The organism is Hymenobacter nitidus, from assembly GCF_020447315.1.
GTDB classification, from domain to species: domain Bacteria; phylum Bacteroidota; class Bacteroidia; order Cytophagales; family Hymenobacteraceae; genus Hymenobacter; species Hymenobacter nitidus.
The window spans coordinates 537824-562920 of the sequence record NZ_JAJADQ010000001.1 but is presented as its reverse complement, the minus strand read 5'-3'; the positions used below and the strand labels follow the sequence as shown (position 1 = coordinate 562920).

20 protein-coding genes are annotated in these 25097 nt (G+C 62.4%); 7 read left to right on the top strand and 13 right to left on the bottom strand.

Features of this window, described 5'->3' with window-relative positions; all coding sequences use genetic code 11:
• The first annotated feature begins 45 nt into the window (after positions 1–45).
• Complete coding sequence (locus LGH70_RS02440; protein WP_226182332.1) at positions 46–2337, top strand: T9SS type A sorting domain-containing protein; 2292 nt, start codon at positions 46–48, stop codon at positions 2335–2337.
• Positions 2338–2426: 89 nt separating this feature from the next.
• On the opposite strand, the gene LGH70_RS02435 is transcribed toward LGH70_RS02440, so the two are convergent.
• The 4 genes from LGH70_RS02435 to msrA all read right to left on the bottom strand — a co-directional run bounded on the left by LGH70_RS02435 (position 2427) and on the right by msrA (position 9326).
• Complete coding sequence (locus LGH70_RS02435; RefSeq protein WP_226182330.1) at positions 2427–3236, bottom strand: amidohydrolase; 810 nt, start codon at positions 3234–3236, stop codon at positions 2427–2429.
• Between the two features lie 161 nt (positions 3237–3397).
• Positions 3398–4555 carry a methionine aminotransferase gene (locus tag LGH70_RS02430; protein WP_226182328.1) on the bottom strand — a complete coding sequence of 386 codons (1158 nt, stop codon included), beginning with the start codon at positions 4553–4555 and terminating at the stop codon, positions 3398–3400.
• A gap of 65 nt (positions 4556–4620) precedes the next feature.
• Complete coding sequence (locus tag LGH70_RS02425) at positions 4621–8478, bottom strand: PAS domain-containing protein (RefSeq protein ID WP_226182326.1); 3858 nt, start codon at positions 8476–8478, stop codon at positions 4621–4623.
• Between the two features lie 185 nt (positions 8479–8663).
• Positions 8664–9326 carry a peptide-methionine (S)-S-oxide reductase MsrA gene (gene msrA / locus LGH70_RS02420; protein WP_226182324.1) on the bottom strand — a complete coding sequence of 221 codons (663 nt, stop codon included), beginning with the start codon at positions 9324–9326 and terminating at the stop codon, positions 8664–8666.
• A gap of 230 nt (positions 9327–9556) precedes the next feature.
• Between msrA and LGH70_RS02415 the strand changes: the two genes are divergently transcribed.
• Together LGH70_RS02415 and LGH70_RS02410 are read left to right on the top strand one after the other, a co-directional pair.
• Complete coding sequence (locus LGH70_RS02415; RefSeq protein ID WP_226182322.1) at positions 9557–12454, top strand: TolB-like translocation protein; 2898 nt, start codon at positions 9557–9559, stop codon at positions 12452–12454.
• 178 nt (positions 12455–12632) lie between these two features.
• Positions 12633–13211, top strand: a complete 579-nt coding sequence (locus LGH70_RS02410; RefSeq protein WP_226182320.1) for a fasciclin domain-containing protein — start codon at positions 12633–12635, stop codon at positions 13209–13211.
• Between the two features lie 86 nt (positions 13212–13297).
• On the opposite strand, the gene LGH70_RS02405 is transcribed toward LGH70_RS02410, so the two are convergent.
• Together LGH70_RS02405 and LGH70_RS02400 are read right to left on the bottom strand one after the other, a co-directional pair.
• Positions 13298–14344 carry a ferredoxin--NADP reductase gene (locus LGH70_RS02405; RefSeq protein ID WP_226182318.1) on the bottom strand — a complete coding sequence of 349 codons (1047 nt, stop codon included), beginning with the start codon at positions 14342–14344 and terminating at the stop codon, positions 13298–13300.
• An 88-nt stretch (positions 14345–14432) separates the two neighbouring features.
• A complete protein-coding gene (locus tag LGH70_RS02400; RefSeq protein ID WP_226182315.1) occupies positions 14433–15437 on the bottom strand; it encodes an aldo/keto reductase in 1005 nt (334 codons plus the stop codon).
• 214 nt (positions 15438–15651) lie between these two features.
• Between LGH70_RS02400 and LGH70_RS02395 the strand changes: the two genes are divergently transcribed.
• Positions 15652–16047 (top strand): hypothetical protein, encoded by a 396-nt coding sequence (locus tag LGH70_RS02395; RefSeq protein ID WP_226182313.1) that lies wholly within the window; start codon positions 15652–15654, stop codon positions 16045–16047.
• A gap of 9 nt (positions 16048–16056) precedes the next feature.
• Here the strand turns inward: LGH70_RS02395 and LGH70_RS02390 are convergent, their stop codons facing one another.
• On the bottom strand, positions 16057–16746 hold the full coding sequence (locus LGH70_RS02390) for a hypothetical protein (protein ID WP_226182311.1): 690 nt from the start codon (positions 16744–16746) through the stop codon (positions 16057–16059).
• Positions 16747–16812: 66 nt separating this feature from the next.
• Positions 16813–17313, bottom strand: coding sequence for a YdeI/OmpD-associated family protein (locus LGH70_RS02385; RefSeq protein ID WP_226182309.1), 501 nt, complete (start codon positions 17311–17313; stop codon positions 16813–16815).
• 243 nt (positions 17314–17556) lie between these two features.
• Here LGH70_RS02385 and LGH70_RS02380 point away from each other — a divergent pair, with 243 nt between their 5' ends.
• Positions 17557–18252 (top strand): DsbA family oxidoreductase, encoded by a 696-nt coding sequence (locus LGH70_RS02380; protein ID WP_226182308.1) that lies wholly within the window; start codon positions 17557–17559, stop codon positions 18250–18252.
• Positions 18253–18458: 206 nt separating this feature from the next.
• Here the strand turns inward: LGH70_RS02380 and LGH70_RS02375 are convergent, their stop codons facing one another.
• Positions 18459–19103, bottom strand: coding sequence for an HAD family hydrolase (locus LGH70_RS02375; RefSeq protein WP_226182306.1), 645 nt, complete (start codon positions 19101–19103; stop codon positions 18459–18461).
• Between the two features lie 132 nt (positions 19104–19235).
• On the opposite strand from LGH70_RS02375, the gene LGH70_RS02370 reads away from it, so the two are divergent.
• The gene (locus LGH70_RS02370; protein WP_226182304.1) at positions 19236–20033 is read left to right on the top strand and encodes an energy transducer TonB; all 798 of its coding nucleotides are present in this window, start codon (positions 19236–19238) and stop codon (positions 20031–20033) included.
• Between the two features lie 76 nt (positions 20034–20109).
• On the opposite strand, the gene LGH70_RS02365 is transcribed toward LGH70_RS02370, so the two are convergent.
• From LGH70_RS02365 to LGH70_RS02350, 4 genes are all read right to left on the bottom strand, one after another.
• A complete protein-coding gene (locus tag LGH70_RS02365; protein ID WP_226182302.1) occupies positions 20110–21369 on the bottom strand; it encodes a dipeptidase in 1260 nt (419 codons plus the stop codon).
• Between the two features lie 378 nt (positions 21370–21747).
• Positions 21748–22308 carry a hypothetical protein gene (locus LGH70_RS02360; RefSeq protein ID WP_226182300.1) on the bottom strand — a complete coding sequence of 187 codons (561 nt, stop codon included), beginning with the start codon at positions 22306–22308 and terminating at the stop codon, positions 21748–21750.
• A 673-nt stretch (positions 22309–22981) separates the two neighbouring features.
• Positions 22982–23293: a hypothetical protein gene (locus LGH70_RS02355; RefSeq protein WP_226182298.1), complete on the bottom strand. Its 312-nt coding sequence runs from the start codon at positions 23291–23293 to the stop codon at positions 22982–22984.
• A gap of 170 nt (positions 23294–23463) precedes the next feature.
• Positions 23464–23886 carry a VOC family protein gene (locus LGH70_RS02350; RefSeq protein WP_226182296.1) on the bottom strand — a complete coding sequence of 141 codons (423 nt, stop codon included), beginning with the start codon at positions 23884–23886 and terminating at the stop codon, positions 23464–23466.
• A gap of 192 nt (positions 23887–24078) precedes the next feature.
• Between LGH70_RS02350 and LGH70_RS02345 the strand changes: the two genes are divergently transcribed.
• Entirely contained in the window at positions 24079–25065 is a 987-nt protein-coding gene (locus tag LGH70_RS02345; RefSeq protein ID WP_226182294.1) for a GlxA family transcriptional regulator, read from the top strand.
• Positions 25066–25097: the final 32 nt, after the last annotated feature.

The window sequence follows — 25097 nt, the reverse complement described above, 5'->3', positions numbered from 1 at the left end:
TACCTTGACGTTACTTTTGTTCTGTTCTACACTCAGGTTCAACCGATGCGACAACCCGTATTTTTCCTGCTACTTATTGGCGTAATGATCGGGCTGCCGCTGGGCGTTTCGGCCCAAACCCCGTTCGGGCTGGAGTACCAGTCGGTGGCAAAAGTAGTACACGGCCCCGACACGCTGCGCATGCCCTGGGCGGGCGGGCTGAACACCACCCATTTCTCGAGTATCGACCTGAACGGCGACAATCAGAACGACCTCTACCTCTTCGACCGGCAGACGCGCCGCTCCCTGACGTTCCTGAATGCAGCCAACCCCGCCGGCGGCCGCCTGTGGCAGTATGCGCCCGAGTACCAGTCGCTGTTTCCGGCCGAGCTCACCAACTGGGTGCAGCTGCGCGACTTCGACTGCGACGGCCGCCCCGATATTTTCACGATGGGCACCATTAGCGGCAGCATCCGGGTGTACCGCAACGTGGCCGGCGCGGGCGGGCGGCCTACGTTTCAGCGCTTCAGCGACGAACTGGAATACTTCGACCCGGGCCCCAACGGGGGCCTGATCAACATTAATACCGGGGGCTACAACACGCCGGCCATTGAGGACGTGAACGGCGACGGCCGCCTCGACATTACTACCTTCAACTACATCAACAGCGCCACCATTCACTACTTCGTGAATACCAGCACGGCGGGCTGCGGTGGCCTGGCGTTTCAGAAATCTACCAACGAGTGGGGCGACCTGAGAACCTGCTACCTGAGCTGCTCGTCGTTCGTGTTTGGCTCCGAAACGTGCCGCAGCACCTTTTTGAAGCCCAACCACACCAGCGGCAACAACCTGCTGCCCATCGACCTCGACGGCGACGGCGACAAAGACCTGCTTACGGCCCGCGACAACTGCTCGGAGCTGATTCGCATCATCAACACCGGCACGGCCGCCACGGCTCGCTTCACCCAGGCCGGGGTGAGCAGCAATTTTCCGGCGACCACGCCGGTGCGCGTGCCCAATTTTCCCGCGCCCTATTCCCTGGACGTTACTTTCGATGGCCGCCCCGACCTAGTAGTGACCCCCAACGTATTCGACCACCTCGACACCATTGAGACCCGGCAGAGCGTGTGGCTCTATGAGAATACCAGTTCGACGGCGGTGCCCAACTTCGCCTTCCGGCAGAATAACTTCCTGCAGAAAGACATGCTGGACGTGAGCGACAAAGCCGCCCCGGCCTTCGGCGACCTGACCGGCGACGGACTCAAGGACATGCTCATCGGGGGCGTGGGCCGCGTAACAGCCAACGGTTTTTATCGGGCGTCGCTGTGGTTTTACCAGAACGTGGGTACGGCCACTGTGCCCATCTACAAGCTCATTACCAGCGACTATCTGAACCTGTCGGCCAAGAAGTACCTGTCCCTGCGGCCCGTGCTGGTCGATTTGAACCGGGACGGCGCGCTGGATCTGGCCTACTCGGCCTTTGGGGTGCGCAACAGCTCCTACAACTTCATTGCCTACATCTTCAACACCGCCACGACCTCGCAGCCGGCCGCTTTTAACACGGCCTCGCCCGTATTGCTCGAAAATGTGCCGGCCCGCACCTATGACACCCCCTGCTTTACCGACGTAGACGGTGACGGCTACGTGGACATGCTGCTGAGCAGCAACAGCAACTCCGCCGACTTTCCGGGGCAGGCCCTGCGCTACTACCGCAACAACGGCAGCCAGCCGCTGAGCCGGGCCTTTACGCTGGTCAACAACGACTTTGGCCGCCTCCGCACCCCCGATAACGAGCGGCCCAACAACCTGGCTGCTACCGTCGCCGACTTCGACCGGGACGGGCAGCCCGACCTGGCTACCATCGACGAGCTGGGCCGCCTGCACTTCTACTCGAACTTCCGCAACCAAGCCGCCATGTTCCTGGACCGCACCGATGTGCTGTATAACCGCACGCTGGGCCGCTACGAGAATCTGGAGCTGGGCTCGCGCATCGAAAACCTCTACACCATCACCTCCGCCGACGTGAACGGCGACGGAGCTCCGGAGCTGTTTATCGGTACTGAAACCGGTGGGGTAGTGGCCCTGGGTCGCGCCGCCGTGGTACTGAGCACCAAGCCCGCCGCGCAGGCTCTGGCCCTGAGCGTATACCCAAACCCCGCCACCACCACGGCCACCATCGAAACGCCTCGCCCCACGCGCCTCGCCGTGCTGGACGTGCTAGGCCGCCGCGTCCGGACCGCGGCCACGCTCAGCCAGCAACACACCCTGGATCTGCGCGGTCTGGCACCCGGGGTTTACCTCGTGCGGGCTGAGGCTGCCAACGGGCAGACCGGCGTGCAGCGGTTGGTAGTGCAGTAAGCAAGCAGGTACACGCGGAGTAAACAGAAAAGCCCTTGGTACTGTACCAAGGGCTTTTTTTGTGCTAATGGGCGGATTGGTTTGGGCGGCTACCCCTGATGGGAAAGCTCGGACACCGGCTCGCCGAGCGAGAAGGTGTCGGCGTCGTTCAGGGCCGGGAACCGCTCCCGGAAGGCTTCCAGGTCGGCGCGGCGCAGGGTGCGCGTGATGCTGGTTTCGTGGTTGCCGACTTCCACCAAGTACTCGCCCCGCATGTCGAGCAGGGCCGAGTCGCCGGCGTAGGCCAGACTGTTGCCGTCAATGCCCACCACGTTCACCCCAATGGTGTAGGCCAGGTTTTCGATGGCGCGGGCCCGCAACAGGGTAATCCAGGCGGTGCGGCGCGAGGCGGGCCAGTTGGCCACGTACAGCAGCAGATCGTAGGGGGCCGTGCTGGGGTTGCGGCTCCAGACCGGGAAGCGCAGGTCGTAGCATACCAGCGGGCAGATGCGCCAGCCGCGCCACTCCTCAATCAGACGCTCGGTGCCGGCCGTGTACACGTCCTTCTCGCCGGCCACGCCAAACAGGTGGCGCTTGTTGTAGTAGCTGAGCGTGCCGTCGGGGCGCACCCAGAGCAGGCGGTTGAAATACTGGTCCTGCTCCCGGATAATCAGGCTGCCGGTTACTACCGCGTCGCGGGCGGCGGCCAGCTGCTTCATCCAGGCCACGGTGGGGCCGTCCATGGTTTCGGCCAGGCTGGCCGCATCCATGCTGAAGCCGGTAGTAAACATCTCCGGCAGCACAATCAGGTCGGTCCGGACGGAAATCTCGTCGATATGCTGGCCTAGTTCGGCCCAGTTGGCGGCCGGGTCGTGCCATTGCAGAGAGGCTTGAACGAAGGAAACAGTTAAGTCAGACACGCGCAGTAGGTTGAGGGAGTGGGAAGAGCAGCGGAGTTGTATCAGAGAAATATAGCACTTCTTACCAGAAGAATGCTAAGGGTTTTCCGATAGTTCCTACGCCGGCCCGGCCGCTCGGTGAAACAACAATGGCACTTACGTTTGATGAAGCCTCTTCGGCTCTAGACTTGGCACAAACGCTCCGCCGCCAGCGTCAGGGTTTCGGCGCGCTTGGCAAAGCAAAACCGGATCAGGCCCTGGTCGAGCCCGTCGTGGTAGAAGGCCGATACCGGAATAACGGCCACGCCACACTCGCGGGTGAGGCGCTGGGCAAAGGCCAGGTCGCCTTCCTGCGAAATGCGGTGGTAGCGCGCCAGGGCAAAATAGGAGCCGGGCGAGGGCAGCAGATCGAAGCGCGAGTTTTGCAGCAGCCCGGCGAACAGGTCGCGCTTCTGCTGGTAGAAATCCGGCAGGGTCTGGTACTGTTCCGGGTCGGCCAGTACGTCGGCCAGGGCGTGCTGGGCGGGCGTGCTCACTGCAAAGGTCAGGAACTGGTGCACGCGCCGCACTTCGGCCGTCAGGGCCGCCGGGGCTATGCAGTAGCCCACTTTCCAGCCCGTGGCGTGGTAGGTTTTGCCGAACGACGACAGCACAAAGCTGCGCTCGGCTAGGGCCGCAAACTGCAGGGCGCTATGATGCTGCTGCCCATCGAATACCATGTGCTCGTACACCTCGTCGCTGAGCAGAAACGCCGAGCTGCCGGCCAGCAGCTCGGCCAGCGTGGCCATATCCTGGGCCGTGAGCACCGCCCCCGAGGGGTTGTGGGGCGTGTTGATCATCACCAGGCGGGTGCGGGGCGAGAGGACCGCCTTCACTTGGTCCCAGTCGGGGGTGAATTCGGGCACGCGTAGGGGCACGTACACCGGAATGCCGCCCTGCAGGCGGATGGCCGGGCCGTAGAGGTCATAGGCCGGCTCCAGCACCAGCACCTCGTCGCCGGGCCGTACTACGGCGGCCAGCACGGCATACAGGGCCTCGGTGGCCCCGCTGGTGACGGTGATTTCCGTGTCGGGATTGGGGGCCGCTACGCCGTAGACGGCCGCGGTTTTCCGGCTGATGGCCTCTCGCAGCCGGGGCAGGCCGGGCATGGGCGCGTACTGGTGGTGGCCGCTGGTGCGGGCGTGGCGGGCCAGGGCCTCGGTCAGAGCCTGGGGCGGGTCGTAGTCGGGGAAGCCCTGGGCCAGATTGATGGCTCCGCACTCGGCCGCCAGCTGCGACATGACGGAGAAAATACTGGTGCCTACATCAGGCAGCTTGGAGGTAAGGAGCGGTAAGGGCATAGACGTGCATAAGTACAGGTGGCAAGAAACAACCGCCCGCCCTAGAATTACCAGCTTTGTCCAAATTAAATCGAGAAAACCGATTCCTGCGGTGCCGGCGCCAGCGCGTGGCTGCCCACGGGAATGTAGATGCTGAAGGTGGTGCCCTTGCCTACTTCGCTCTGCACCTCGATGCGCCCGCCGTAGCTCTGCACGATGCGGTTGACCAGGTACAGGCCCATGCCCGAGCCGGAAACATGGTCGTGGAAGCGGCGGAACATCTGAAACAGCTGGCTGCCGTAACGCTCCAGGTCGATGCCAACGCCGTTGTCGCGGGCGTAGAGCACGATATGGTCGTCTTCTAGCTTGCTCCACAGATGAATGCGGGGCGTGCGTTTGGGGGCCGCGTACTTTAGGGCATTGCTGACCAGGTTATAGAGCACGCTCTGGAGGTTGGGCCGCACAAAATGCACGACCGGAGCCGCGGCAAAGTCGGTGGTGACGATGGCGCGCACGTTGGCCAGCTGCTCGCCGATGCTGTCCAGCACTTCGCGGGCCAGGGGTTCGAGGGCCACGGCTTCGGTGGGCAGCTCGTGGCGCAGCTTCTGGACCTGCACCAGCTCGGAGAGGTTATAAATCGTGTCGTAGATCTGCTGCAGGGCCCGCTCAAACATGCTGATGAGCTTAATGGCCTCCGGGTCGCGGAAGTAAGCCGTGCGCGTGAGCTCCTCGAAGATGCCGGCCATGTTATGAATCGGCTGCTTCAGGTCGTGGGAAGCGGTATACACGAAGTTGTCCAGGTCCTCGTTGATGCGGCGCAGCTCCACGTTCTGCTCCTTGAGCTGCTGCTCGATGCGCCTAGCCTCGGTGATGTCCGTGTTGGTGCCAATCCAGCGCACAATGTGGCCCTGCGCATCGTGCACGGGCTGGGCCCACGACAAAAACCAGCGGTAGTCGCCGTCCTGGCCCCGCAGCGGAAACGTGTCTTTCCAGGCCTGCTCGCCGCTGAGGGCCGCCAGCCACCGCTTCGTAACGGTATCTACGTAGTCGGGATGGTGGACTTTCTGCCAGCCAAAGCCCTGCATTTCGGCCAGCGTGGTGCCCGTGTAGGCATACCACTGCTCGTTGTACCAAAAGATGTGTCCATCGGGATTCGCCATCCAGGCCAGCTGGGGCATGGAATTGGCCAGGGTGGTAAACTCCTTTTCGCGCTGACTCAGGGCCGTTTCTGCCAGGCGCTGCTGCGTCACGTCCTGGATGGCGCCAATCATGCGGGTGGCGCGGCCGGCTGCGTCGCGGGACACATAGCCCCGGTCGAATACCTGGGCGTAGGAGCCGTCGGCGCGGCGGAAGCGGTACTGGCTCTGCCAGTCGGCTTCCGTGCTGTCGATAACCACGTGAATTCCCTCCACCACGCGGGCGGCGTCGTCGGGGTGCAGCTGCGCGTACCACCAGTCAGCGGTGGTTTCCAGCCCTTCGGGGTGGTGGCCGAAGACCCGCTCAATAGCCGGGTTCCACGCCACCTCGTTGGTCAGCAGGTTCCAGTCCCAGATAGCGTCGTTGGTGGCCAGAGCGGCCAGCTCGTAGCGCTCCTGGCTCCAGCGCAGCGTGGCCTGAATCTGCTTTTGCTCGTGAATATCGGTGGTAGAGCCGTACCAGCGCAGCACCTGGCCCTGCTCATTGAGCATGGGCACCGCCCGGCTCAGGTGCCAGCGGTACTGGCCCGAGTGGTGGCGCAGGCGCAGCTCCCCGCTCCAGATCTGCCGGGCGGCCAGCGCCGCGCTGAATGTTTCAGCGGTAGCGTCCCAGTCATCGGGGTGGGTGGCCTGCTGCTGCAACTCACCCAGGTTGTCGGCGGTGGCCTGTCCGGTGTAAGCAAACCACTGCGGGCTCAGGTAAGAAGGCTGGCCCGTGGGTGTGCTGATGTAGGTAATCTGGGGCAGGGCCTCCGTAATGACGCGCATTTCCTCGTCGCGCTGGCGCACGGCGGCATCCAGGGCCAGGGCCCGGCGGCGCGAGAGTACCCGGTCGGTTACCTCCACGGCAAACACCAGAATGCCCTGAATCTGGCCGGCCTCGTCGCGCAGGGGCTGGTAGGTAAAGTCGAGGTAGTGGGTTTCGGGCTCCCCGGTCTGCTCGTTCTCGATGAGGGTGAGCTGCTCGAGGCCGTAGTAGGGCTGGCCGCTGGTATACACCTGCTGCATCAGGGCCACGAAGCCTTGTTCCTCCACTTCGGGCAGGGCATCAGCAATCCGGGCTCCGGACACAGCCCGGGGCCCATACAGGCGCTTCATGCCGTCGTTGACGAACCCGATGACGTGGTCGGGGCCGAGCAGGGTGCCGATGTTGGCCGGTATCTGGCCCATGATGCGGCGCAGCAGCCGGTCTTTCTCCTGCATCTGGTCGCGCACCTGCCGGCTTTCGTCGATGTCGGTGTTGGTACCCACCCAAGAGATAAGCTGGCCCTGGTCGTCGTGAATGGGCTCGGCCCGGGCCAGAAACCAGCGGTACTGGCCGTAGTGGTTGCGCCAGCGGTGCTCGGTTTCGAAGCGAGTGTGGTGCGCAATGGCATGGCGCCACCGCTCCTGGGTGGTGGGCAGGTCGTCGGGATGCACGAAATTCTCCCAGTCGCGCAGCTCGGCAAACGAGCTGTCCGTGTAGTCGTACCAGCGCTGGTTGTAGTAGTTCACGCGGCCATCCGGGTCCGAGGTCCAGGCCATCTGGGGCAACGACTCGAGCAGCTTACCGAACTGGGTGTTGCTTTGCTGCAAAGCCTGCTCGGTGCGCTTCTGGTCGTTGATGTCGGTGGCGGCCCCAACCCACTGCGTAATGGCTCCTTCGGCATCGTAGGCCGGCACGGCCCGCACCAGAAACCAGCGGTACTGGTCGGTCTGGGCCTGCCGCAGCCGCATTTCCAGCTCGAAGGGCTGCTCCTGCTCAAATGTGCGCTGGCGAATCTGCCGGGCCTGCGCCAGGTCGTCGGGATGGGCCTGGCGGCCCCAGCCCCAGTTGCGCGACTCGGCCAGATCCATGCCCATGTACTGCTCCCAGTACGGATTGACGTAGTTGATGATACCATCCGTATCGGTGGTCCAGATCAGCTGGGGCTGCACCTCGGCCAGCAGCTGAAAGCGCAGGGCATGCTGGCGGGCCTGGTGCTCGGCCTGGCGCTGCTGGGTTACGTCCTGCATGGCCCCGAGCAGGCGCACGGCCCGGCCCGCTTCGTCGCGCACGATGTAGGCCCGGTCGATAACCTCGGCCCAGGAGCCGTCGGCGCGCCGAAAGCGGTATTCATCGTTGAGCACCGAGCCCGGGCCTTCCATAATGGCGAGGCGCGCGGCTTCGACGGCCGTGCGCTCCTCAGGGTGCACGTGCTGCTGCCAGAGCTGGGAGTCGGGGGAAAGGCCGGACGGGTGGCCAAACAGGGTGGTGAACATCTCATTGCGCCACACCGTGCCCGTGCGCATGTCGATATCCCAGATGGCGTCGTGGGTGGCCTGGGTGAGCAAGTTGAAGCTCTCGTGGCTGAAGCTGCCCCGCTCTTCGGCCAGCACCTGCTCCGTCACGTCGAGCACGCGGCAAACCACGTGGCGCAGGTGCCCTTCCTGCAGCACGGGGCGCAGCGTGGCCTGCCAGTAGCAGCTGGTGGTGGGGCCGGTGCGGTGCGGTATATCGTAGCGCTGGGTGGCTACAGTGCGGGTTTCGAGCTGTTCGAGCACCTCGCGCAGGGCCTGGCGCCACAGGCTGGCCGTGTGTTCGGGTCCGGCCACCGAGGGCGGCAGAATAGCCAATGCATCCTGGCCCACCAGCTCGGCGGCCGGTTTGTGCAGCACGCGGCAGGCCGCCTCGTTCACGGCCACCACCGCCAGCGTGGGCGACAAAATCAGGTGGGGCGTGGGGAGGGAGTCGAAGATGAGGTGAAAGTCGACGGCAGCAACGGGCATAGGAATCGGCAACAAGGATGAACAGCAGATTTCTTGGGCCTGGCCAGCACAGGGAAAAGCAACCTGAGCAAATATAACCCCGGGAGCAGACAAAGGAGCCCGACGGATGATAATAAACCTGCCGACCAGAATCGGCCGGCGGCGGCAACAAAAAACCCGGCTCGTGCGGGCCGGGTTTTAGGGTGCTAAAGCGTGTTCAGCTTGTCTTTGTACGCCTTGCGGAATTTCTCGATTTTGGGCGTCGAAACCGACTGGATGTAGGGGTTGTCGGGGTGGAGGCGGTAGTAGCCCTGGTGGTAGTCTTCGGCGGGCCAGAACTGCTGGAAGGGCACCACTTGGGTCACAATCGGGTCGGCATAATGCTTGGACGCATCCACGCGCTTGATAGTCGCGTCGATGAGCTGCTTTTCCTGGGGCGTGCGGTAGAAGGCCACCGAGCGGTACTGCTTGCCCGCGTCGGGGCCCTGGCGGTTGAGGGTGGTGGGGTCGTGGCCGGCCAGGAAAAACACGTCGAGCAGCGTCTGGTAGCTGATTTGCTTGGGGTCGTAGTAAATTTCGATGGCCTCGGCGTGGCCGGTCTGCCCGCTGCTCACCTGCTCGTAGGTCGGGTTCTTTTCCGGGCCGCCGGCGTAGCCCGACACGACCTGCTTGACACCGCGCAGCTCTTCGAAGATTTCCTCGGTGCACCAGAAGCAGCCGCCCGCAAACGTGGCCACGGCCAAGCCTTGCAGGTTTTTGGGGGCGCCGCCCGCAGTGGAGCGGCGGAAGGTTTGGGCGTCGGAGTGGTTTTGCGAGCAGGCCGCTAAGGCCAGCACCACGCCCAGAAGGTAGATTTTCAGTTGTTTCATCACGGGCTTACCTACGAAAACCGTGCTTGTTTGGTCTGCGCCCGATGCGGGGAGGTGCCGGAAGCAAGCACGACGTTTCGGGCAGTATAACAACGGCGGCAAGTGTCAGGTTTGCCGTTAAATTTGTCAGACCCCGACCTGGCCGTTTGCGCTGGGCAGCCCTGGGTTTGCTCTGCTCTTCTATTCCGGTGCGTCCTGCCTCGCGGGCTGTGCTTCTTCCCATCGATGTAATGCCCAAGTTTTTTCTGGCCGCCGTGGCCGCTACTCTGGCCAGCCTGCCCGCGTTGGCGCAGCCCGCCCTGCCCGTGTTGCCCCAGAACCCGACTTCCCTGCGCTGGTACCAGGTGCGCACGCCCCACTTTCAGGTGCTCTATCCCGAAGGCTTCGCACCCCAGGCCCAGCGTACCGCTCGGCGGCTCGAACAGGTGTATGGGCCAGCCAGCGCCTCGCTGGAGAAACAGCCCCGACCCGTGTCGGTGATTCTGCAGAACCAGACCACGGTCAGCAACGGCTTTGTAACCATCATTCCGCGCCACTCCGAGTTTTTCACCACCACGCCCCAGGACCCGTTTCTGACCGGCACGCTCGACTGGCTCGATCAGCTGGCTATCCACGAGTACCGCCACGTGGTGCAGTACGACAAAGGTCAGCAGGGCCTGGGCCGCCTGGCCTACTCGCTCTTTGGCTACGGCGGACTGGGCGTGGTCACGCTCGGCATTCCCGACTGGTTTTGGGAAGGCGACGCGGTAGGTACCGAAACCCTGCTCACGCGCAGCGGCCGGGGCCGGATTCCGTATTTCGACATCGGCCTGCGGGCCAATCTGCTGGCCGGGCGCCGCTTCAGCTACAGCAAGTCGGTGGCCGGCTCCTACCGCGACAATGTGCCCAACCACTACGTGCTGGGCTATTTCATGACCACCAACTACAAACGCACCAACGGCCCTAATGCCTGGAGCGACGTGCTGAACCGCTACTACCGGCTGCCCATCTACCCGTTCTCGTTTTCCAACAGCCTGCGGCGCAGCTCGGGCAACAACCTGCGGGTGGATGACCTCTACCAGCGCACCGTGCAGCAGCTCGACTCGACGTGGCGCGGCCAACAGCAAGATCTGAAGCTGACCGAAGCCACCGCCTTCCGAACCCAGCCCGAGTCCAGGGTTTTCACCGAGTATCAGTACCCGCAGTACGTAAACGACAGCACGGTGCTGGCCGTGAAAACCGGCCTTGGCGACATTGCGCAGCTGGTGCTGTTAAGCCGCAAAGGAGCCGAGCGGCGCGTGTTTGTGCAGGGGCTGGTCAATAATCCGGAGCTGCTGTCGGTGGGTGGGGGCAAGGCCTGCTGGCTGGAGTTCCGGCCCGACGTGCGCTGGGGCCAGCGCGTGTACTCCGACATCCGGGTGCTGGACCTCAGCAGCGGGCAGCTCACCAAGCTCACTACCAAGCAGCGCTACACCACGGCCGCCTTGTCGCCCGATGGCAGCACTATCATTGCCGTGCGCGCTGCCTCCGACTACCAGAACGAACTGGTGGTGCTCGATGCCGTCACCGGCCAGGAAAAGCGCGTGCTGCCCAACCCCACCAACGACTTTTACCTGCACCCGCGCTGGCGCCCCGACAACCGCTCCATTGTGGTGGTAACGCTGCAAACCGGTGGCAAAACCATCGGAAGCATCGATACCGAAACCGGCCAGCACCAGGCCTTGCTGCCCGTGAGCAACACCAACCTGAGCCACCCCCAGCCCTGGGGCGACTTTGTGCTGTATAACTCGCCGCAGTCGGGCATCGACAACGTATATGCCCTCGATACCCGCTCGGGGCAGGTGCGGCAGGTCACGTCGCGGCCCCTGGGTGCCTACCACGCCGCCGTAGCCCCCGACGGCCGCCACCTGGCCTTCCACGACTTCCGGGCCGAGGGCGCGCAGGTGCTGGAAATGCCGCTGCAGCCTGAGGCCTGGCTCCCCGCTGCGCCCGCGCCGCCCACCCCGGCCGCCTACACCGACCCGCTGCTGAGGCAGGAGCCCGGCGCGGCTACGGTGGGCCCGGTGCTGCCCGGCGCGGCTACGGTGGGCCCGGTGCTGCCCGGCGCGGCCCCGGCTGAGGCCACGCCGCTGGCCCAGGCCCGCTACCACCGACTTAGTCACATGTTCAACGTGTTCAGCTGGGGCCTGATTCAGGCGCCCAGCGGGCAGGCCCTGAGCGTGGGCATCCGGTCCCAGGACATTCTGAACACCACCCAGGCCGTGCTGGCCGCCGGCTACGACCAGACCGAGCGCACCGCCAACGTAGCGGCCAACCTGAGCTACCAGGCCCTGTATCCGGTACTGGATCTGGGCTTCCAGCGGGGCGGCCGGCGCCTGTCCTACTTCGTGGATAACCAGGTGCTGTCCGACAACTGGACCTATAACCGCCTGACGGCCGGCGTGCGGCTGCCTTTCAACCTGACGCGCTCCAAGTATCAGCAGGCCCTTACGCTGGGCGCCTACTACAATGCCGAGCAGGTGCAGGGCTACGACTTGCCAGTGCGCACCGTGACGGAGGTGGGCTTTGGCCGCAGTCTGCACGTGCTGAACTACACGCTGGCCTACGCCCGCACGCTCAAGCAAAGCAAGCGCGACGTGGCCCCGCGCTGGGGCCAGGCCCTGACGGCCTCCTGGCGCGACACGCCCTTCGGCGTGGGCCTGCAGGCCCGGCAGTGGGCCGTGTTTGGCAGCCTGTACCTGCCGGGCGTGGGTAAGCACCACTCCCTGCGGCTGCGCGGCGGCTACCAGCAGCAAGAGCAGCAGCAGTACCGGTTTAGCCCGGCCGTGTTCTACCCGCGGGGCGAAGGCTACGTGAGTTTCAACAAGCTCAGCACCGGCAGCGTGGAGTACCGCCTGCCCGTGGCTGACCTGCACCTGGAGCTGGGCCGCTTGCTCTACGTGCAGCGCATCAAGGCCATGGGCTTCTTTGATACGGCCGTAGGCAGCAACACCCTCAGCCGGCAGTACCGCACCGCCGGCCTCGACGTGTCGTTTGTGTTCAACCCGCTGCGGCTGCGCACCTCGCTGGAGGCCGGCGTGCGCACCATCTACAACGTGCGCACCGGTCAGTGGCAGGTGCAGCCGCTGGTGCTCGATATCGGCTTTTAATTTTTGGCAGACAGGTAATAGTGTGAATAGCAGAGCTCTGAGATGCACCTGTCCGGCGTAAAGCAGGCTGGTTTGGGGTGCTTAGCTGAGAAATTTTGGGGAGGCTGAAATCCGGGGACGAAAGCTCCTGCGTAAGTGCCGTCAGTTCCGACCCCAACCTTTTTCTGCAAAAAGTACCATGAAAAAAAATCTGTTTTCCCTCGCTCTGGTCGCCATGCTCGGCGCTGCTACGGTTCAGTCGGCTTCGGCCCAGGCCAAGATGACGCCCGCTGGCACCGTGATGGTAGGCGGTGAAGCCATGTACGCCAATAAGAACATCGTGGAAAACGCGGTGAACTCGAAAGACCACACCACGCTGGTAGCCGCCGTGAAGGCCGCTGGTCTGGTCGAAACCCTGCAGGGCAAAGGTCCCTTCACCGTATTCGCCCCGACTAATGCTGCTTTCAACGCCCTGCCCGCTGGCACCGTGGAAACCCTGGTGAAGCCCGAAAACAAGGCTACTCTCACCAAAATCCTGACTTACCACGTGGTAGCCGGCAACATGACTTCCGACAAAATCATGGCCGCCATCAAGGCCGGCAAAGGCACGGCCACGCTGAAAACCGTAAGCGGCGGCAGCTTGTATGCCACTATGAACGGCCCCAAAAACGTGGTTCTGACCGACGAGAAAGGCAATGTATCCTGCATTTCGACTTACGACGTGCTGCAAAGCAACGGCGTGATTCACGTAATCGACAAAGTAGTGATGCCTAAATAAGGCCAGTAGCTTCTCTGCGCTTCACCAAGATTTCCTCTCTGAAAAAGCCCGGCTCGTTGAGCCGGGCTTTTTTAATGGCCGTCTGGCTACTGAATTTCCAGCGTGACATCACCGCCAATGGGGTAGCCGGTGCAGGTGAGCACAAGGCCCCGCGCGGTTTCCCGGTCGGTCAGCACTTCGTTGGTGGCCATCCAGATGGTGCCGGCCGTGCAGCGGGCAGCACAGTTGCCACACTGCCCGGCCTCGCAGCTGTAGGGCAGCACCAAGCCCTGGCGCTTGGCGGCCTGCAAAATCGTCTGCGGATACTGCACCGAGAGTTGGTGCGCCGTGCCCCGCAGCCGGATAGTCACCTGGTGGGCGGCCGTGTCGGGGGGCACGCGGTGGGGCACGGGCGCTGTAGTTGTATGAAACAGCTCGCGCCGGATGTGGCTGAGCGGCAGGCCGGCTTCGTGCAGGCCGTAGGTGCCCATGCGCATGTAGTTCAGCGGGCCACAGAGGTAAGCCAGCGTCTGGCCCGGCGGGCCGGGCGCGTGCCGGCCTACCAAGGCTTCAAGCAAATCTTTGTGCAGGTGGGCCCGGCTCAGGTTGGGGTCAATACTGTAAATAAGCTCCAGGTGCAGCTGCTGCGCAAACTGCCGGCTTAGCTGCTCCAGCTCGGCCCGGAAAATGGTGGTGGCCGGGCTGCGGTTGCTGTAGATGAGCAGCACCCGCAGCTGCGGAAACTCGCGCAGCACGGTTTTGAGCAGGGAAAAAATGGGAGTGATGCCGCTGCCCGCCGCCAGCAGGATCAGCTGCTGGTACTTGCTCAGGTTTTCGGGCAGAGTGAAAAAGCCGGCTGCACCCAGCGTCTGGAGCGTGTCGCCGACGCGGGCCTGGTCGATGAGGTAGCGCGACAACAGGCCGTTGTCCACCCGCTTCACCGTAATGGTCGGCGGCTCGTGCCAGGCCGGCGAGGAACTGAGCGAATAGGAGCGCCGCACCTGCTGCCTGTACTGCCGGTGCTCCAGCGTAAGGTACTGCCCGCTCCGGTACGCCAGCTCCCCGCCGGCCGGGGGCACTAGTACGAAGCTTTTGGTGTCCGGCGCTTCCTCCCGGATTTCCTGAATGGTGAGCGTGGTGTAGGGGGAATCCATGCAAGTCACAACAAAAAAGAAGGCCGTGGAATATGCTCCACGACCTTCTTATACGGATACGAACGGAAGGGGCGGAGCGCCGCGGGGCTTAGGCCTTGGCCGGCTGCAGCTGGCTCAGCTCCTTGGTAATGAAGTCCAGCTCCTCGCTCGAGAGCTTCACGTCGATGGCCTTGGCATTCTGCACGGCCTGCTCGGCGTTGCGGGCGCCCACCAGGGCCACCGTAATGCCGGGCTGCGAAATCGTCCAGCGCAGCACCACCTGCGACAGAGTGGCGCTTTTGCTTTCGGCCAGCGGCCGGATTTTGTCGAGGAAGCTGTTCACGCGGGTCACGAACTCGGCCTTGAATAGCGGGTGCGTGGCGCGCAGGTCGCTGGCGTCGAAGTGCTGGCCCGGCTTGATTTTGCCGGTCAGCAGCCCCAGCTGCAGGGGGCTGTAGGCCAGAATAGCCTTGTGGTGCTCGATGGAGTATGGCACAACTTCCTTTTCAATATCGCGCCGCACCATGCTGTAGGGTACTTGGTTGGAGGCCAGCTTCACGGTTTTTTCGGCTTCGGCCATCTGCTGGGCCGAGTAGTTGCTCACGCCCACGGCCCGCACCTTGCCCTGCTCCACGAGGCGCGCCACGGCTTCCATCGTGGCATCGATGGGCGTAGTCACGTCGGGCCAGTGAATCTGGTAGAGGTCGATATAGTCGGTGCCCAGGCGCTTGAGGCTGTCCTCGCACTCCTTGATGATGCTTTCCGGGGCGGCGTATTTGTACACGTCCAGGTCGCGGCCGTCGTTGTCCTTGGTCTTGAAGCCGAAGTCGCCCTTGGGCTCGGCCAAATCCCAGCGCATGCCGAACTTGGTCAGGATCTGCACCTTGTCGCGCGGCAGGCCCTTGATGGCCTCGCCCACGATTTGCTCGCTTAGGCCCATGCCGTAAATTGGAGCCGTATCGATGGAGGTTACGCCCAGATCGTACGAGGCCCGGATAGCGCCCACGGCGTCGTTCTGCTCGGTGCCGCCCCACATCCAGCCGCCGGCGGCCCAGCTGCCAAACGTAATAACCGACGCTTTCACGCCGGAGTCGCCTAACTCTTTGTATTCCATAACTCTTGGTAGATAAACAGTGAAAAGCCGACCCCGCGGGGCCGGCACGTAGCCTGCTTAACCGCTCCGCGGCCCCGAAGGTTACGGCCGAGCAGCTCCCATCAGCTGGGCGCTGGTGGGCAAGGTGGCTGATTTTCTTAGCTTTGCGCTACGGGGGCAGCCGGCCGGATTAGCCTCATTTCCTCATCTTTTTCAGCTCCCATATTCCCGGTTTATGTCGCTACGCGTTCTGCAGGAGCTGCCCTACCTCACGGTTTACTACGACTACAAGAACGAGTGGCTGTTTGCGGAGTGGCGCGATGAAATAACGCTGGAGCGGGCCCGGGAAGGCGGCGAGGCCATCCTGGGGCTGGTAGAGGCGGAACACTGCCAGAAGCTGCTCAACGACAACACGCAGGTAACGGATATGTGGCTGGAGACGCCCGAGTGGCGCTCCATAAACGTGTTTCCGCGCCTGCACGCGGCTGGGCTGCACTACGTGGCCTGGGTGTACTCGCCCAACCAGTACAGCCGCTTCTCCGTCGACCGTTCCATCGATACCCTGGCTCAGCCCGTGGTGCTCTCCTTCGAAGATCTGCCTACGGCCAAAAGCTGGCTGCGGATAGTCTGAGCGGCCTTGCTAGGGCCGGTAGGGAAACGTCTTGGCCGAGTTGCGCACCAGAATGCGGGCCAGCGTGGCCGGGTTGCTGCGCAGGTCGCCGATGAGCTGGTGGTCGAATTTCCAGACCAGGTCGCCGCTCTGGCAGTCGTGAATCGTGACGTTGGTTTGTACCTCGTTCGGGGGAATAATGCCGGTGCTGAACACCAGCAGGGCCACGGCCACCCCGTTGGGCAGGGGCTGAAACAGCGAGGTTTCGCCCGACAGAACCGCATCCACGCCCAGGGCTGCCTTCAGCTCGGCCATGCTGTGGTCGTTTAGGTTGTCGTAGGTGATGCCGGCCCGCTCCAGGCGGCTGTTGGTTTCCGCCACGTTCTGAAACTGCACTTTGTAGGGCTGCTTGGCCTGGCGCAGCAGCAGCTGGTTGAGCAGTTCCTGCTGCAGCTGGTAGGCAACTTCCCGCCGCTGCGCTTTCTGCTTTTCCTCCCAACGCTGCTTGCGCTTGTCGGTTTCCTCCGGACTCAGCGGCTCATCCCCCACGTAGGCAATGGCTTCCAGGCTAAACCGGTCGAGCTGCACGTCGAAGGGCAGAATGGCGACCAGCTTGTGCTGGGTCAGGGCTTCGGGCACCAGCGCGTTGGCCGTATACACCCGCTGGCTGCAGCTGGCCGTAACCGACAACAGCAGGGCAAAACACAGAAGACGGAGCATAGCGAAAAGGGAATAAGGACCTGCGAATATCCGTATTTGCCCACTATAACGCGCCACGGGCGGTTGTTAGTCTTTGGGTGCCCGAAACGGATGGCCGCCCGTGGCCAGCTGACGCAGCACCTGCATGGTGCGGTTGAGCCGGGTTTCGGGGCGCTTGGCCGTGTTGATGTGGTAGGCAATGGCGCGCTTCATGCCCCCGGTCAGGCGCTGAAAGCCGGCCGCCGCTTCGGGCCATTCGGCCAGGCCCTCGGCCAGCTCGGTGGGCAGGTCCACAGCGTCGGGGGTGGGGTCGGGGGTGAGGCACACGGTCAGCTGCTGGCCCAGGCGCAGACCGGCGGCTTTGCAGGTGTCCTTGTTCACCATCAGGTACCGCTCGCCCGAGTTCAGGGGCAGCAGCCCTAGCCGGATGGGAAATCCGTTGAGAGTGCCCACCACGCGCCGCGTGGCGCTGCCCCCGAGGCTTGCCACCACGTCCTGCGGCACGATTACAATCTGGGTGGGCATAAAGCTCGGGCCACCCGGTTCGAGCAGAGCCGTGAAAGTGGCAGTGGGGGCGGAATCAGACATACACGGGCCGGTAGTGGAAAGTCTAAAGTAAAGCAGAACGGTGTAGAGACGCATACTTGCGTCTCAATCGTTGCGGCCGTTGCTTGTAGCGGCACGGCACAAGTCGTTCAACGAGGGGACGCAAGTATGCGTCTCTACACCGTGCGGAACCGCGGCCGGCCTCCGCGCTGTTATCCTCGCTACGGCCGCCAGCCAAACCTTTTGGCGGCTTTCGGCTTATTACGCCTTTCACATAACGACGACATGCAAGTAGAAATCTGGTCCGATATCATGTGCCCGTTTTGCTATATCGGCAAGCGGCGGCTCGAAACCGCGCTGGCGCAATTTCCTCACCGCGACGAGTTGCAGATTACTTGGCGCAGCTTCGAGCTGGACCCCACCATGCAGACCACGCCCGGCCAGAGCATTCATGAGCTGCTGGCCCAGCGCAAGGGTATCTCGGTGGAGCAGGGCCGCCAGATGAACGGCCAGATGGCGCAGATTGCCCGCGAAGTCGGCCTCGATTTCGACTTCGACAAGGTGGTGCCGGTCAACACCTTTCTGGCGCACCGCTTTCTTCACCTGGCGGCCCAGCACGGGAAGCAGGACGCGGCCAAGGAGCGGGTACTGGCCGCCTACTTCACTGAGGGCCGCAACGTAGCCGACCCCGATACCCTGGCCGAGCTCGGCACCGAGCTGGGCCTGGATGCTGCCGAGGTGCGCGCCACGCTCCAAACCGACGCCTACGCCCAGGAAGTGCGCCACGATGAGTACCAGGCCCGCCAAATCGGGGTACGCGGCGTGCCGTATTTCGTGTTCGACAACAAATACGCCGTGTCGGGTGCCCAGCCCAGTGAGCTGTTCCTGGAAGTGCTGGACAAAGTGTGGGAGGAAAAGCACCCCGCCCCGCAAGTACTGGCCTCCGGCGACGCCTGCGGCCTCGACGGCTCCGACTGCTAAGTTGCCCCTGACTGATATAGGCCAACGGCCACTTCCTTCGCAGGGAGTGGCCGTTGGCCTTTTAGAAGCTGATGAAGCCACCGCTTCTCCTCGCGTGGCCTGTCAGGAGTTACGAAAACGCCTCACGAGTAGAAGCGGAGCATTTTTGGAAGGGCTCCGCTTCCAGGCGCGGGCCCGCCTGGTACCGCAAGGTGTAGGCGCCGGCCTTAAGCTGATAATTGGGCGGTGGGCAGCACGCCCCGCTGCTCCAGCTCCTGGCGCAGCTGCTCAGCCGACTGAAAATGCACCGTTTGCATGCCCACGGCCTGAGCCGCGTGAATATTTCGCTCGTTGTCGTCGATAAACAGCGCCTGGCCCGGCTCGATGGCGTAGCGGCTGAACAGCGTGTGGTAGAAGTCGGGGAAAGGCTTGCGCGACTTCTCCGTGCCCGACACCACGATGCCCTCGAACCAGTGCAGAAACTCGAACTGCCGTAAGGCCACCGGAAACGTCTCTTCCGACCAGTTGGTGAGGGCGTAGAGGCGGTAGCGGCCGGAGGCGCGCAGCTCGGTCAGCACGTCCACGGTGCCCTGAATGGCGCCGCCCAGCATCTCGGGCCAGCGGCCGTAGAAGTGCTCTATCAATTCGCGGTGCTCGGGGTGCTTTTCCACCAGCAGGGCCGTACCCTCGGCAATGGTGCGGCCCGCGTCCTGCTCCTCGTTCCAGTCGGGAGTGGTGATAGTGCTCAGGAAGCGGTTCATTTCCTGCTCATTAGGAATCAGCTTCTGGTAAAGGTAGCGCGGGTTCCAGTCAATCAGCACGCCACCGAGGTCGAACACGATGGTGGTAATGGGGGCGGAAGTCGAAGTCATGGAGTAGAAGAAAGTGGTTGGGCTGCCGTTGTAGGCGGAAGCGTCGGCAGGCGTTATATTTGAAGAAATGTGGGCTTGCCCGATTTTATAGTTTCTACAAAGGTTAAGATTCTTACCCGTACCACGACGTCTATGTCCACCTGTTTATCCCGCCCGGGTGCTCCTGCGCTGCTCACCCTGTCGCTGCTGGCGCTGCCGCTGCTCAGCTTCGGCCAGGAAACCAAAAAGGTTACCAACTACAGCACCTCGCCCATTTCCAACGAGGTGTACTACGTGCTCAAGTCCGACAAAGCGGTGAAGCACGGCTCCTACGCCCTCTACCGCGGCCGGCAGCTGGCACTCTCGACCCAGGGGCATTACACCAACGGCCGCAAAGACAGCATCTGGACTTCCTACGACTGGAACGGGGCCACCGTGGTAGCCCGGGGGGCCTACCAGAACGACCAGCGGACCGGCACCTGGGAGTTCTTCACCAATAAGGGCGAGCTGGAGCAGAAATACGACTACGACACCCGCCAGATGCTGTTCCGGCGGCCCGGCAAGAACAAGAGCGTCTCCGTCACGCTGCTCCAGCCCACGGCCACCGGCCAGACCTGGCCCGACGTCGACCCGGTGTATATTGGTGGCTCATCGGCCGTGTTTAATCAGATGGTTATGATGCGCTACCCGGCTCAGGCCATGCGCAGCGGCATTAGCGGCAGTGTGCAGGTAGCCTTCACCATTGGCAAAGACGGCACCTGCTCGAACTACCGCGTGAGCCAGGGCATCGGTGGGGGCTGCGACGAAGAGGCCCTGCGCGTGGTGCAGAGCATGGCCAACGGCTGGGTGCCGGCCCAGGTGGCGGGCCAGCCCGTGGCCGTCGAGTGTGAGTTTCCGGTCAAGTTCAACCTGCAAAAGCCCGTTACCACGCCAGTTCAACCGTTGCGCTAACCGAACCCAACCTAAAGCAAAAGAGCCTGCCCCGGACCGGGACAGGCTCTTTTACTTTAGGTTGGCGCAACGGCTGCTACTTCTTCACCGGGGCCGGGGCCCGCAGCTTTTCGGCCGCCTTCATCACCCGAAACAGGTTGCCGCTCCAGATTTTGAAGATGTCTTTCTCCGAGTAGCCGCGCTTCACCAGCTCCAGCGTCAGGTTTGGCAATTCGCCCGCGTCGCCCAGGCCGGTCAGGCGCGTGCCGCCGTCGAAGTCGGAGCCAATGCCGACATGGTCGATGCCGGCTATTTTTACGATGTGGTCAATCTGGTTTACCGCGTCCTGCACCGTAGCCAGGGCTACCGGGAATTTCGCGTTCAGCTGGTCGATTTCGGCCAGGGCCTGCTGCTGTTCCGCGGCGGGCAGCCCATACACGTTCAGGAAGCCCTTGATTTTCCACTTTGTGAAGAATGCCTGCTCAGCGGCCAGGCGCTCGGCCGTTTTCAGCTCCGTCTTTATGTAGGGGCTGTACAGGTTCAGCTGCACCACGCCACCGTTGCGGGCCAGCGCCTTCAGCATGTCGTCGCTCAGGTTGCGGGGCGAGTCGGCCAGGGCCCGGCTGCTGGAGTGGGAAGCAATAACGGGTGCTTTACTCAGGCGCAGCACGTCGTAGAAAGTCGAGTCGGAGGCGTGCGACACGTCGACCAGCATGCCCAGGCGGTTCATTTCCGTCACGGCCTGCTTGCCAAAGGCGCTCAGGCCTTGGTGCTCGGGGCCGGTGGGGTCGGTAGCCGAGTCGCACAGGTCGTTGTTGGAGGAGTGGCAGAGCGTGATGTAGCGCACGCCCAAATCGTAGAACGACTTAATCAGGCTCAGCTCCTGCCCAATGGGGTAGCCGTTTTCCATGCCGATGAAGACGGCGCGCTTACCCACCCGCCGAATCTGCAGGGCCTGCTCCTCGGTGGTGGCCATGTCCAGCTGCGAAGAGTGCGCCTGAATGGTCGAGCGGATGGCGTTGAAAATGCTCAGCGCTTCCTGCTTAGCGGCGGCGTTGCCCTCCGGGGTGCGTGGCCCCTGGCCCATGTACACGGCCCAGAAAGCCCCATCGAGGCCGCCGCGCTGCATTTTGGGAATATCTACCTGGGCTTCCTGCGAGTCGTGGTCCTTGCTGATGTCAAAGCCCGGCTTCATCAGGTTGAGGGGGGTGTCTTCGTGCGAATCCAGGACAAAGGCTTGATTATGAATGGTGTTAGCCTTGGTGACCAGTGCCGGGTCGGGTTTCTGCGCCCAAGCCGCCATCGGGCCCAGCAGCGCCAGCGCCAGAGGAAGCGCACGGAAGTATGAATTTTGCATAAAATCAGGTCGATGAACAAAACCGAACCGCAAAAATACTCAATAGCCGTCAGCTTATAAGCCGCTTTAGAAACGTATGTAAAATAGGTTGGGGTGCAATGATTTGAAAATATGATAGTTGTGTGATAAAAATAATTCTGCATGCCTACTATATTTCCGAGCTAGCATCGTCGGTTTGCACAAAACGGGTTGGGCTTTATATTGGTGATTTGTGATTATTTGAAGTAATGTCTTTTCGGTAAGTTCTGTTGCTTAGCCAAGAGGTAGTCTCCATTTTATCAAACCCACCGTTGCAAATCAGTAGATGAGGCAGCTGGCTATAGGCAACAAAAAACGCCCGGCAGGCCGGGCGTTTTTTGTTGCGAAAGGCAGTGGCGTCTAGCGGTTGCCGGTGGTTGAGCCACTGGTAGAGCTGCCGCTGGTAGAGCCGCCCGAAGTGCTGCGGCCGCTCGTTGTGCTGCCGCTGGTGCTGGAGCCGCGGCTCTTGGTGCGGCTGCCGGAGGTAGTCGAGTTTTTGCGGTTGCCTGAGCGGCCCGAAGTGGTAGCGCTGCCCGAGCCGGAGGTCGTGCCGCTGGTCATGGTGCCCGAGGTAGTACCGGAAGTGGTGCCGGAAGTAGAATAGCCGGCCGTGGTGCCGCTACCGGAAGTCATGGTGCCGGCCGTGGTGCCCGAAGTGCTGCCGCCCGAGGTTATCGAACCCGAAGTAGAGCCGGAAGTGGTGGTGCCGGTAGTACCGGAAGTAGTCATGCCGGCGGTGGTGCCACTGGTCATGGAGCCCGAAGTCAGGGAGCCGGCAGTAGTACCCGAGGTGCTGCTACCGGAAGTAACGGAACCGGAAGTGCTGCCGGTGCCGGAAGTAGAGGAGCCGGAAGTTGTCTGAGCTTTGGCCGTAGCCATCGAGGCAGCAACTACAGCTACCATTAACAATACCTTTTTCATAAAATACAGCGTGTTGGGTTGTGTGAAAGAATGGGGGCGTAAGCTTTAGAGCTTGTTTTTCAATGCATTACGAATAGACACGGCTCTGCGTTTTAAATTAATGGCCTTTGCTTCCCAAACTAGCTCAGAGTCAGTTCGTTGTTTTTGTGCTACAGTTGTGCTTGAGGCCTTACAGGGCTCAGCTTGCGGGCCAACAAGCTGAACGGCAGGCTGATCCGCAAGGGCGTTTCTCATGGGTCGCGTCCTAACACGGGCTTTCTTCTGCGTAAGCATCTCAGCCACTCACCTGTTTTACTACACGTATAGCTCAACAACAAAACGCAAATCCGGAATCGGGCCCGGTAGCGCCCGGCGGCTTGTCACCCATTCCGAAAAAGTAGCTTCACCGGCTACTCGACGAGGAAAATATTCAGGAGAAAGACCTGGCTAAGAAAGCCAAGCACCTGGCTGCCAAGCTCCGCGATACTTACGAGAAGTCGAGTGGACAGAAGTTGCAGCCAGTCGATACGGAGGCCTTTCAGGCCTTGGTGGGCCGGGAGGCTGTTGAGTGGCTGGTCCGGCGCCCGCACGCATAAGCACCTGTATGATTTGGCTTTGCGCGATACAAAAAAGGCTGCCCCAACCAGAGGCAGCCTTTTTGTGATAGAGTTAGCGTAGCCGCGTGGCGGTTGGGCTAGTTTTCGCCGGCCGGAGCTTTGGTGGCACCCGTGCTGGTGCGGCCGCGGCTGTTCTTGCCGACGGTTTCGCTGTTGGTGCTACCGGTAGCACCACCCTGCTTGGCCGATTTCATGGTGGAGCTGGAGCGAGACGCGCGGTTGGGGCCGGTGGCCGGAGCCGTGTTCATGGGCTTGCGGGTGCGGGCCTCGGTTTTGGCACCGGCCTGGGTGGTAGTCGGTCGGGTAGTGGTGGGGGAGTTACCCGATTGGGCAGCCGCCTCGCCAGCGGCGGCCATCAGAAGGGCGGCCAGAGCAAGCGTAATTTTCATAGCAGTGGGAATTAAGTGGAAAGCCGGCGGCCAGCGGTAGTTAGGACGGTCAGCTATTACTTCCTACGGCGAAAACCGGCGGCACGTTGGTACGAAGATGTTGGTAAGAAGCATATTGCAGCCAACTGTGGCGCTTCAGCCCGGCAAAGCACAGCCGCAACGGCAGTGGGTTATTGGGCCGGCTTCTTGTCGTAGTTGAACATCCAGTTGGTGCCGAACCGGTCGGTGAGCATGCCGAAGGTGGCGCCCCAGAACGTGTCTTCCAAGGGCATAGTCACGCTGCCGCCCTGGCCGAGGCTGGCAAAGGCGGCGGCAATTCCCTCGGGGCTGCTAAAGTTCAGGGCCAGGGCCACCGAGTTGCCCGGCGTCACTTGCTGCATGCCCGCATCGGAGCCAAACAGCACCAGGCTCTCGCTGCTCAGGCAGGCGTGCATCACCCCGTGCTGGGCGTCGGGGGTTACGTGGCCGGCGGCTGGGGTTTCGGCGAAGGTCTGCACCTGCAGCTCCCCGCCCAGGCACTGGTGGTAAAAAGTCATGGCCTCGCGGCAGTTGCCGTTGAAAGTGAGGTAAGGGCTGAGCTGGGGCGTTTTCATGGGTGTAGAATATTTGAGGTGAAAGATATTTTCGGGAAAAACGCGCAGGTTTCTGCTAAAATATGTAGTATTGCTGGTCGCAGATAAACTCTGTGCGCCAACAAAATTAGTAATGCCGGGGCGCTAGGTAAGGGTAGATTCCGACGAATTCAGGGTTGATTGCGACACCACGTTCCGTTAGCTTTAACTACTATGAAGAACATCGCCATCCTGGTTCCCAAAGGGGCCATTCTGGGCAGCATCGAGGGCCCACGCCTGGTTTTCTCGGAGGTAAACGCCCTGCTTCAGCGTATGGGCAAGCCGCCGTTGTTCGACATCCAGCTCGTGGGGCTTACTCACGAAACACCGGTGTGCGGTGGCCTCTACTCGGTGTACACGCCCTTGCTCACCACCGACCTAGCTACCACGCCCGACCTGGTGGTTATTCCGGCCGTGGACGGCGACCCGGCCCAGGCCCTGGAAGCCAACCGCGCCTTTCTGCCCTGGATAACCGAGCAGTACCACGCCGGCGCCGAGGTAGCGTCGCTCTGCATGGGCGCCTTTTTGCTGGCCGCCACCGGCCTGATAGACGGACGGCACTGCACCACGCACTGGGCCGCTGCCCACGACTTTCGCCGCATGTTTCCGGCCGTGGAGCTGGTCGAGAATCTGGTCATTACCGATGAGCACGGCATCTATTCCAGCGGCGGCGCCTTCTCATACCTGAATCTGGTGCTGTACCTGGTAGAAAAGTACGCAGGCCGCGAAATGGCCGTGGTGTGCGCCAAGGTGTTCCAGATTGACATCGAGCGGGTGAGCCAGTCGGCCTTTATCATGTTCAACGGCCAGAAGGAGCACGGCGACGAGCCCATCAAAAAGGCCCAGACCTACATCGAGGACCACTACCAGGACAAGATAACCGTGGAGCAGCTGGCCGACATGCTGGCCCTGGGCCGCCGCAACCTGGAGCGGCGCTTCAAGAAAGCCACCTCCAACTCGGTGGTCGAGTACATTCAGCGGGTGAAGATTGAGGCGGCCAAAAACAGCCTCGAATCGTCGCGGGAAAATGTGAACGAAGTAATGTACCAGGTGGGCTACACCGACCCCAAGGCGTTTCGTAGTACTTTTAAGCGCCTGACGGGCTTGTCGCCGAAGCAGTACCGCACTAAGTACAACCGCGACCTGGCGGCAGCATTCTGATTCTATTGCCGCGCCTGGGCTTCTGAACCAGC

Bases quoted from the DNA above. Each gene is read 5' to 3' on its own strand.
- LGH70_RS02380 (WP_226182308.1), top strand. From the start codon at position 17,557: ATGCAAGTAGAAATCTGGTCCGATATCATGTGCCCGTTTTGCTATATC.
- LGH70_RS02350 (WP_226182296.1), bottom strand. From the start codon at position 23,886: ATGAAAACGCCCCAGCTCAGCCCTTACCTCACTTTCAACGGCAACTGC.
- LGH70_RS02390 (WP_226182311.1), bottom strand. From the start codon at position 16,746: ATGCTCCGTCTTCTGTGTTTTGCCCTGCTGTTGTCGGTTACGGCCAGC.
- LGH70_RS02365 (WP_226182302.1), bottom strand. From the start codon at position 21,369: ATGCAAAATTCATACTTCCGTGCGCTTCCTCTGGCGCTGGCGCTGCTG.
- LGH70_RS02375 (WP_226182306.1), bottom strand. From the start codon at position 19,103: ATGACTTCGACTTCCGCCCCCATTACCACCATCGTGTTCGACCTCGGT.
- LGH70_RS02395 (WP_226182313.1), top strand. From the start codon at position 15,652: ATGTCGCTACGCGTTCTGCAGGAGCTGCCCTACCTCACGGTTTACTAC.
- LGH70_RS02385 (WP_226182309.1), bottom strand. From the start codon at position 17,313: ATGTCTGATTCCGCCCCCACTGCCACTTTCACGGCTCTGCTCGAACCG.
- LGH70_RS02370 (WP_226182304.1), top strand. From the start codon at position 19,236: ATGTCCACCTGTTTATCCCGCCCGGGTGCTCCTGCGCTGCTCACCCTG.
- LGH70_RS02415 (WP_226182322.1), top strand. From the start codon at position 9,557: ATGCCCAAGTTTTTTCTGGCCGCCGTGGCCGCTACTCTGGCCAGCCTG.
- LGH70_RS02430 (WP_226182328.1), bottom strand. From the start codon at position 4,555: ATGCCCTTACCGCTCCTTACCTCCAAGCTGCCTGATGTAGGCACCAGT.
- LGH70_RS02355 (WP_226182298.1), bottom strand. From the start codon at position 23,293: ATGAAAATTACGCTTGCTCTGGCCGCCCTTCTGATGGCCGCCGCTGGC.
- LGH70_RS02400 (WP_226182315.1), bottom strand. From the start codon at position 15,437: ATGGAATACAAAGAGTTAGGCGACTCCGGCGTGAAAGCGTCGGTTATT.
- LGH70_RS02425 (WP_226182326.1), bottom strand. From the start codon at position 8,478: ATGCCCGTTGCTGCCGTCGACTTTCACCTCATCTTCGACTCCCTCCCC.
- LGH70_RS02360 (WP_226182300.1), bottom strand. From the start codon at position 22,308: ATGAAAAAGGTATTGTTAATGGTAGCTGTAGTTGCTGCCTCGATGGCT.
- msrA (WP_226182324.1), bottom strand. From the start codon at position 9,326: ATGAAACAACTGAAAATCTACCTTCTGGGCGTGGTGCTGGCCTTAGCG.
- LGH70_RS02345 (WP_226182294.1), top strand. From the start codon at position 24,079: ATGAAGAACATCGCCATCCTGGTTCCCAAAGGGGCCATTCTGGGCAGC.
- LGH70_RS02440 (WP_226182332.1), top strand. From the start codon at position 46: ATGCGACAACCCGTATTTTTCCTGCTACTTATTGGCGTAATGATCGGG.
- LGH70_RS02410 (WP_226182320.1), top strand. From the start codon at position 12,633: ATGAAAAAAAATCTGTTTTCCCTCGCTCTGGTCGCCATGCTCGGCGCT.
- LGH70_RS02405 (WP_226182318.1), bottom strand. From the start codon at position 14,344: ATGGATTCCCCCTACACCACGCTCACCATTCAGGAAATCCGGGAGGAA.